This is a genomic window from Brevibacillus massiliensis (assembly GCF_000311785.1).
In the GTDB taxonomy this organism is placed as follows: Bacteria; Bacillota; Bacilli; order Brevibacillales; family Brevibacillaceae; genus Brevibacillus_C; species Brevibacillus_C massiliensis.
The window spans coordinates 7,515-15,528 of record NZ_HE978550.1 but is presented as its reverse complement, the minus strand read 5'-3'; the positions used below and the strand labels follow the sequence as shown (position 1 = coordinate 15,528).

At 50.2% G+C, this 8,014-nt stretch carries 8 protein-coding genes and 2 tRNA genes; 5 read left to right on the top strand and 5 right to left on the bottom strand.

Features of this window, described 5'->3' with window-relative positions:
• The first annotated feature begins 118 nt into the window (after positions 1-118).
• Positions 119-979, top strand: coding sequence for a PHP domain-containing protein (locus HGBM_RS22910; RefSeq protein WP_026074609.1), 861 nt, complete (start codon positions 119-121; stop codon positions 977-979).
• Between the two features lie 59 nt (positions 980-1,038).
• Here the strand turns inward: HGBM_RS22910 and HGBM_RS22905 are convergent, their stop codons facing one another.
• Both HGBM_RS22905 and HGBM_RS22900 read right to left on the bottom strand, forming a co-directional pair.
• Positions 1,039-1,485, bottom strand: a complete 447-nt coding sequence (locus tag HGBM_RS22905) for a GNAT family N-acetyltransferase (RefSeq protein ID WP_019123424.1) — start codon at positions 1,483-1,485, stop codon at positions 1,039-1,041.
• 84 nt (positions 1,486-1,569) lie between these two features.
• Positions 1,570-2,079: a 2'-5' RNA ligase family protein gene (locus tag HGBM_RS22900; RefSeq protein ID WP_019123423.1), complete on the bottom strand. Its 510-nt coding sequence runs from the start codon at positions 2,077-2,079 to the stop codon at positions 1,570-1,572.
• A gap of 140 nt (positions 2,080-2,219) precedes the next feature.
• On the opposite strand from HGBM_RS22900, the gene HGBM_RS30530 reads away from it, so the two are divergent.
• Positions 2,220-2,408, top strand: coding sequence for a hypothetical protein (locus HGBM_RS30530; RefSeq protein WP_147512970.1), 189 nt, complete (start codon positions 2,220-2,222; stop codon positions 2,406-2,408).
• Here HGBM_RS30530 and HGBM_RS22895 read toward each other — a convergent pair.
• A complete protein-coding gene (locus tag HGBM_RS22895) occupies positions 2,359-3,087 on the bottom strand; it encodes an alpha/beta hydrolase (RefSeq protein WP_019123422.1) in 729 nt (242 codons plus the stop codon). The two genes, HGBM_RS30530 and HGBM_RS22895, sit on opposite strands and share 50 nt — an antisense overlap.
• 189 nt (positions 3,088-3,276) lie before the next feature.
• On the opposite strand from HGBM_RS22895, the gene HGBM_RS22890 reads away from it, so the two are divergent.
• Positions 3,277-3,837, top strand: coding sequence for a phosphatidylglycerophosphatase A family protein (locus HGBM_RS22890; RefSeq protein WP_019123421.1), 561 nt, complete (start codon positions 3,277-3,279; stop codon positions 3,835-3,837).
• 1,371 nt (positions 3,838-5,208) lie between these two features.
• Here the strand turns inward: HGBM_RS22890 and HGBM_RS22875 are convergent.
• The gene (locus tag HGBM_RS22875; protein ID WP_019123418.1) at positions 5,209-6,480 is read right to left on the bottom strand and encodes an ISNCY family transposase; all 1,272 of its coding nucleotides are present in this window, start codon (positions 6,478-6,480) and stop codon (positions 5,209-5,211) included.
• A gap of 154 nt (positions 6,481-6,634) precedes the next feature.
• Between HGBM_RS22875 and HGBM_RS22870 the strand changes: the two genes are divergently transcribed.
• Positions 6,635-6,711 (top strand) — tRNA-Ile (locus HGBM_RS22870).
• A gap of 63 nt (positions 6,712-6,774) precedes the next feature.
• Positions 6,775-6,850: transfer RNA gene (locus HGBM_RS22865), tRNA-Val, on the top strand.
• Positions 6,851-6,967: 117 nt separating this feature from the next.
• Here the strand turns inward: HGBM_RS22865 and HGBM_RS22860 are convergent.
• Positions 6,968-8,014 (bottom strand): site-specific integrase (locus HGBM_RS22860; protein WP_019123417.1); only part of this gene is annotated, 1,047 nt, incomplete at its 5' end.

Here is an 8,014-nt window from a genome sequence, read left to right as displayed (position 1 = left end):
AGCGATTTGATTCTCAGTTGCATGAGCATCCTCCTAGATTTTACATTTTTGCTTTCCTTAGATATATGAGGGGGAAGGCGCTTTCAGACTTCAAAGGAAAGGAAGAGGACGTATGAGCATGAATCACAGGGCAGATCTGCATACACATACAAAAGCGTCGGACGGGACGTGCACTCCGAGGGAAAACGTTCGTCTGGCCAAAGAAGCGGGATTGGCGGCTGTCGCCATTACCGACCACGATATCGTCGCGGGCATTGCGGAGGCGGTAGAGGCGGGCCGCGAATGGGGAGTAGAGGTGGTTCCGGGAGTAGAGATCAGTTCATCTGCCGACGGGCAGGATATCCACGTGCTCGGCTACTTTATCCCCTATCAGTCCGAGGCGTTCCAAGAGTCGCTGTCGGAGCTGAGGAAAACGCGGTTTGAGCGCAACCGGCTGATGATCGAACGCCTGCAGGAATTGGGTTTTGCCATCACGCTGGAGGATGTGTACCGCAGGAAGCAGGGAGCAGATAAAAACATCGGCCGGCCGCACATCGCCGAGGAAATGGTGGAGCGGGGATATGTGGCTTCGATGCAGGAAGCGTTCGACAAGTACCTGGGGAAAGGAGGACTTGCCTACGTCAACCCGCCCAGGATCTCGCCACAGCAGGCGATCGATCTCATTCGCCAATCGGGCGGGGTGGCTGTCCTGGCCCATCCTGGCTTATACGGCAACGATGTGCTGGTCAGGGAGCTTATCCGGTACGGATTGGACGGGATCGAGGTCTGGCATCCGGACAACGACGAAGCGGCGGTTGACCGTTACCGCAAGCTTGCAGACGAATGCGGGCTGATCCAAACCGGGGGTTCGGATTTTCACGGGTGGCGGGGCGGGGAACCGTACCATGCGATGCTGGGTTCATCGACAGCCGATCATTCCGCCGTCGTCCGCCTTCGCCAGCTTGCCGAGCAGCGGCAGGGTACGCTGTCCGGCGACTAGATATGGAATCAAATCAAGCCCTCCCGGCGATCCGGGAGGGCTTGCAGCATGCGCCAGTGTTACAGTTGTTTTTTCATGGCGATGTGCGGAATGCCGGCGTCCTCAAACACGTCGCCAAACGGCTCGTAACCCAATTTTTCGTAGAAAGGCTGGGCGTGGCACTGGGAATTGAGCTTGAGAGATTTGAACCCCTGTCTGGCAGCGGCTTCTTCGATGGCCAGCATGATCTGGCGGCCCATTCCGGTACCGCGCTCGCTTTTCAGCACGGCGATGCGCTCCACCTTGCCTGTGCCTTCCCCATAGCTGCGCAGCCTGCCGGCAGCGACCGGCTGTCCCTCCCGATAGGCCACGAAGTGAAGCGTGTCGGCCGAATCCTCGTCGTGCTCGTCAATCTCAAGGTCTTCCGGAACCTGCTGTTCGTCGATGAAAACGATGCGCCGGACCTTCAGCGCGTCTTGTTTTTCCTGTGCGGATCGGACGACCCGAATGTCAAAAAGCTTGTCCATGATGATTGCTCCCTCTCCCTCTTTTCGCGATCGGCGCGAACAGATAAAATCCCCCCTGTAGAGGAAGGATTTGTTTGCATGGCTTTATTTTTTCAGCAAGAATGTTTGGTAGACGCTCCAGATGCCGTCTGCCAGCTCATAGATCAGGTGAAAGCGGTCGATCTCCGAGGTCAGATCGAATTTTACCATGCTCAGCTGTCCGTATACGTCTTTCAATTCGTCGTCGGTCAGGTCGCGCCCGATGGTGAGGTGGGGCACGAAAGCGTACAATTCTTTGCTCTCTCCACAGCATGCGTTGATTTTTTCGTGCAGTTCAACAAACGGCTCCTTGTTTTGAATGGCCAGATAGATGACGTTATTCGTCGGATGGAAGGTTGAGACGCGATGGAAACGGGCGGAGAAGGCGCTGGTGGTGTCGGCTACTTGCTGCAGGTGGCTGACAAGCTGCGGCAGCTTCTCTTCCTCCAAATCAAAAGCTTCTTTCAAGCGGATATATGGCGGAATGTGGGCGTAGGCTGTATCGTACCGCTTCCGGTAGGAATTGGCGGTTTCTTGGACTTTGCTGGACGGAAAGATGACGACGCTGTACTTCATAGGAACCCCTCCTTACGTTTTCATACAAAAAAGAATACCATCTATTTTACCAGAAAATTCACCTTTTGTGTATGGGCCAGCACTCTCCCGTATATTCCTTGCGTTCAAGGAAAGAATGTAAGGAAAAGGGAGGTGTTACCTTGGAGATTGCTCACTTGATGACGTATTCTTTTCTCGTCGTACTCATGCTGTCATTACTGATCCTCTCGCTCATCTTTGCGGTTCGCAGATTGGAAATCGACGACGCGATCGTACCGGCGCAAGCTGACGAGCACTTACTCAAGATGAATGAGCACATTGTAAAGGATGCCCAAAAAAGTAACGAATAATCCGGGGCAAATTCGCCTGCCAGCTCCCCCAGGTATGGTCACCCGCGAACGTTTCCAGCGTCAGGGTGACCCCCTTTTTTTGCAGCACATCGCCCATCATCCTGTTGCCAGAGAGCAGATCGAGCGTCCCGTGGGCCGTCTTCACGGCACTCTCGGCATCCCCTACTTCCAGGTAGACAGTCAACTGGTCGAGTCTTCCGCTCAGGTCAGCCATACGGCACAGCTTGTCGTCAAAAGCCCCCGACTGGCAGGCGACACGGCTGAAGGTATGCGGATAGGACAGGGCCGTAAACAGCGAAACGACGCCCCCGAGCGAATCTCCCAAGAGAGTCCGGGCACCGCCCAGCGGAGTCGTGGCGTAGTGCCGATCGACGTAAGAGGCGACCTCCTCCGCCAGAAAGCGTTTGTACGCCGCATGCGCCGAACCGCCCGGATGGTAGCGCCGCCCGCGCTCGGCCGGGTCGACCGGCAAAAAGACGGCGATGACATCTTCCGCCTGTTTGTCTGCGGCCATCTGTTCAAGCAAGGTTGCCAGTCGTCCGAGAGACAAATAGTCCGCTCCATCCTGAACGTACAGGACCGGGTAGGAGTACAGCGGCGAGTATCGGTTCGGCGTGTAGACGAGGATCCGCTCAGCGCTGCCGAGGTATTTGCTCTTGAGCGTCACTTCCTGGATCAACGCGAAAGCCCCCTTCCGTAAAGCTGTTTTGATTATATCATTTCGCCAAAAGCGGAAAAAAGCCGGAAGCCGGGCTGTCGGCACACTGGACAAACCGCTCATTCAGCGGGAGTCAGCCGCAACTTGATGCGAACTCAATCATATAGTAATGCATGACTTCATTTTATTGAGGAAGGAGCTGTATTTTGTTTGATCGAACAGGTACACAGCAGAGAAGTCAAAAGCGCAGCGCTCAAGCGGCTGCACGAGCGCGGGATCAGCATCGATGACATCGCCGAGATCGTCTACCTGATGCAGTCCCCCTACCATCCGGAACTGACCCTGGAGCCGTGCATCAAGAGTGTACTGGCTGTTTTGGAAAAGCGGGAGATCCAGCATGCCATCCTCGTCGGGGTAGAGCTCGACATGCTGGCGGAAAAAGGCATGCTGTCAGAGCCGCTGCAGACGATCGTCGCCACTGACGAGGGATTGTTCGGCTGCGATGAGACGCTTGCGCTCGGTTCGGTCTTTGGCTACGGCAGCATCGCCGTGACGACTTTTGGCCATCTCGACAAGCAGAAGATGGGTGTCATCAAACGGTTGGATACCAAGCGTTCGGGACAGGTAAACACCTTTCTCGACGACCTGATATGCAGCATCGCCGCCAACGCTTCGAGCCGGATGGCTCACCGCCTCCGGGATGAGATGGAGGCAAAGGCGGAGTTGGAGAGCCGGTATGAACATACGGGGTCGTCTGATCAGGCGAGCTGATGGGTGTGGGGTGTGGTGGTTGAGGCTGAGGCTGAGGGGATTGTTCCCTTGGGGAAACGAAAGGCGGGGCTGGGGGCCTCGCTTTTTGTTTTGGTGGCGGGAGTTGGGGAGGTGGGAGATGGAAGGCAGGTGGTTTTTGGGGGTAGGGGGGAGTGTTTTGGTTGTGATGAAAGGGGAAGTATTTGTTTTTAGTAGTTTTGCGGTTGAAAGATTCTGGTGCTGGTGGGGGAGGGGTAAGGGTGGTGGCGAAGGGAGGCGTGGGGAGAGGCTGGATTGGGTGGGATTTCCGGAAGGTTTGGTTGGTGATAAGTAATGAGGGATAAGTGGCAGGTGACAAGCGGCTACAGGATGCAGGAAATGTAAAACGCGTGTTCCGGTGAGAAAGTGATCGTGAGGGGTGGTGATGTAAGTGCATGCATAATGGAAATTGCACGCTCCTGGTCTTTGATATGCCGTACGGAGTGCAAGATGGATAACGAGGGGCTGGATCAGGGGTTGCTGGTGATTGGAAAGGGGTGGTTTTCTTCATTTGGCTTATTTCTTCTGGTAGCCAAGACTGTCTGCGATTTTTATGCCTACTATTTTTAGTTGACGTTTTGGAAGCGGCTGTTGGATGAGGAACGAGAATAGAGGGAAGCGAATGAAAAGAAAAAATGAGGATGGCCTGCATGGAAGGGCAAGGAAATGAGAGCATAAACATAAAAATAAGGAAGGACTTCTCCGTTCGGAAAGGTGTTTAAGCGCGAGAAGAACACCCCAGAGTGGAGAAGCCCTGTAAATATGATATCATGATTATTCCAAATATGGAAGAGTTTTTTAAAAATAATTTGAAAATTTTTATGGATGATTTGGTGGGGATGGGATGCAGGAGGTGAGGTGATAGATGTGAGATGCCCAGATGTGAGTAAATCCTGGGAGCAGCAGTGCATTTAAATCATGAATTGTGTTGGCGGCGGAATATCATTTTTTTGTTGTGGGCATCAAGTTATACCTGGATACGAGGGAACATCTGCTATATGTTTAATTCCCCCTTCGCAGTCAGTTCACACCTCTTTTTAAAAAAAAGTGGCATCTAAATCCCTGCTCTGGTAATGTAAAAAGCGAATGGATGATTCCAGTATTTGGTTGCAACTTTTTTTATTTAGGTCTGTCAAGCGCCAGTGAAAATGTCATATTAAAACGTCAATGATTCTGTCACTTTTTTCTTTCCCTTCATCCCGTGAGGGATATTAGCTTGTATCGCTCTCGTCATCAAGGGTAATGGCAAAGCCCTCGCTAACGCTCGCCCTTGATTTCTTTCGCGATACAAGCCATACGCTGATTAAGGGATGAAGGATGGCCTGTCTGTTGATTAAACAACAAGTAGAAATTCTAAGCCCGTCGTGGTATCCTAGACTTAGGGAATTGTCGCCAAGGATGATTGGCAGCGGGCTTGTGAGGTTTCTTCTCCGAGCTCGCCTTTTCTTTTTTGGGGGCCGTCTGGTGTTGTGGTTTGGTAGTTTCCCGCAAGGGATAGCCTTTTCCGTTGTACCAGATAAACAGCTTTCCATCCAATGTCTTACGAACCTCGACACGTGTTTTAACCGGGATGGCTTGCTTCTGTTCCGTGGTATGGATCTTATAGGTCTTACCTTGGTAAGATATCGTTTCTCCCGGTCCGAGTGTGCGTCGATCCCGAAAGCACAGGATCAGATCTAGTGACTGTCCTGGCTGAAGGGGAACGAAAGCACTTTCCGGTTCCTGTGGCTCAACCGCGAACTTTTGATTATGATCTTCGATCAGTTCGGGGAGGATCTTATTGGCCCCCTCAAGCGTGTTGACTCCGCGAATGCGAAGCTCGACCACCCAACGATCCTGCAAGGTCTGGAAAAGACGCTCTATTCGTCCTTTGGTTTGTGGAGTCGTCGCCTTGATATGAGTGATGCCTAACTCCTTTAAGGCTTGACCAAATTGCGACAGCGGCATAGGTTCACCTGCCAATTCTTGCTCAATGGTCTGTTTTTCGTTGGGTGAACGGAAGATCGTGTGGCGATCGGAATAGATTCCCATGGGAATCCCGTGTTTCTCAATCATCTGTTGAGTGATCATGAAATAGCCTGCAGCATCTTCCTGTGAACGGAACGTGGCAGCCACAATTTTCCCTGTGGCATCATCGATAGCAGCATGCAAGGAAAACGGCTCTGCTCGATCCTCTAACCAATGATGGGGGCTCGCATCCATTTGAACCAACATCCCAGCTTGGGGCTTGCGTTCTCTTGGACGATGGGCCTTTGGAGTCCGTCTCTTGCGTTTGGGTTTCATCTGAGCGTCACAACGAATTCGACGGACGGTAGAGGGGCTCACCTCGATCCCTTCATGTTTCGCCAAGAGTTCAGCAAAGTGATGATCATTGCAGTCGCGATAACGATCACTCGTGTAAAGCTCTAAAATGATTTTCCTCATTTCGTCAGGAATAGCATGTGCAGGTTTTCGCCCTCTGTTTTTATGAATGATGCCCATTTCCCCCTCTTCAAGAACTCGTTTTTTTAAGCGATAAACCTGGCGGATACTGATTCCGAGTAGTTCTGCTGCCTCACCTCCAGTGATGAAACCTTCAACATGTTGTCTGATGACTTTGTAACGATGCAACTCTACTCTTGTCAAAGTGATTCTCTCCTGTCCCATAGTGACATTTTCACTGAAGGGTTACAGGATGACAATATCACAGACGTACAACACTTTTTTTATTTAGGTCTTGAAATTTTTGCCCAAATGAGTTATATTTATTTTCGTGACATTTCTGCTTGGACGTTTAGAAGGGCCCTTAGCTCAGTTGGTCAGAGCGGTCGGCTCATAACCGATTGGTCGTAGGTTCGAGTCCTACAGGGCCCACCAAAAAAAGTCTTGCATTTCGATAGAAGATCTGCTAGAATGAATCTTGTTGACGCGATAAAATATGATCCGGTAGCTCAGTTGGGAGAGCACCATCTTGACAGGGTGGGGGTCGCTGGTTCGAACCCAGTCCGGATCACCATAAAACAAACGTAAAAACCCTTGAGAAATCAGGGGTTTTTCTTTTTTCTGTTTCTGTACAAGTAAGAGCGTACGGTCACCTCAATGCCTTTTGGTGACCATTTGGTGACCAAAGGCTCTAGTTACCTGTTTTCTTGAATAATAACTCGTTAATTGCATTTGAGGCTTCTGCTTGCATGGTGGGCTGAACATGGCTGTATGTGTCCAGTGTCATTCTGGTATTGCTGTGTCCTAGACGCTCTGCAACTACTTTGACATGAATACCCTGTTTTAGAAGAAGGGTGGCATGAGTATGACGTAAATCATGGAACCGGATTGGATTGACACCTGATTCTTTAATCAGCCTGTACCATGTTCTACTTAGATTTCTTGGTGTAACTGGTGTACCTATAGAGGTACATACCACCAAGTCTTGATCTTTGTATTGCCCACCCACTTTTAGCTTCTCTTGCCTAATGGTAGTACGATGTTTTTTCAGCGCTTGTAATGTAACTTCTGGAAGATGAATAGAACGCAGAGAGGAACGTGTCTTTGCTTCTGATACTAATGTCTTCCCATCGTGACTGAGTGTCTGACGTATACTTAAGGTGTGGTTCTCGAAATTAATATCCTTCCAACGTAACCCTAATATCTCTCCTTGCCTCATACCCGTTGTAATCGCAAGTAAAAAGGCAATATATAGACGGTCAGAGTCAGCTACCTTTAAGAACCTTTCCACTTCGTTTACATCCCAAACTTTCATCTCTTTCTTAGCTATACGTGGTTTTTCAACTAGCTCTGTAGGGTTGTTGGTTATTATACCTAGCCGCTTCGCCTTTTCAAGTGAACCATTGACAACGTCTAATACCTTCTTGATGTACGCACTGGACAAGGCCTTATGGCAAAGTGAATTAACAAACTTCTGGAGTACCATAGCGTTTAGTTGTTGAACCGTTAAATTACCAAGTTCAGGAATGATATGAGTATTTGAGACCGTGACGTAGTTCTTATATGTTTGATTCTTTATACTGTGTTTCTTGTTTTCTAGCCAATCAATTAGGAATTCTTTATAGAGTGTTTTTGTAGGTTCAACATAAGTTCCGTTATTCAACTCATTTAATACCTTGGCTAGCGCCTGTTCAGCCTCCCTTTTTGTCTTGAAGCCACGCTTCTTATCTCTCTTCCG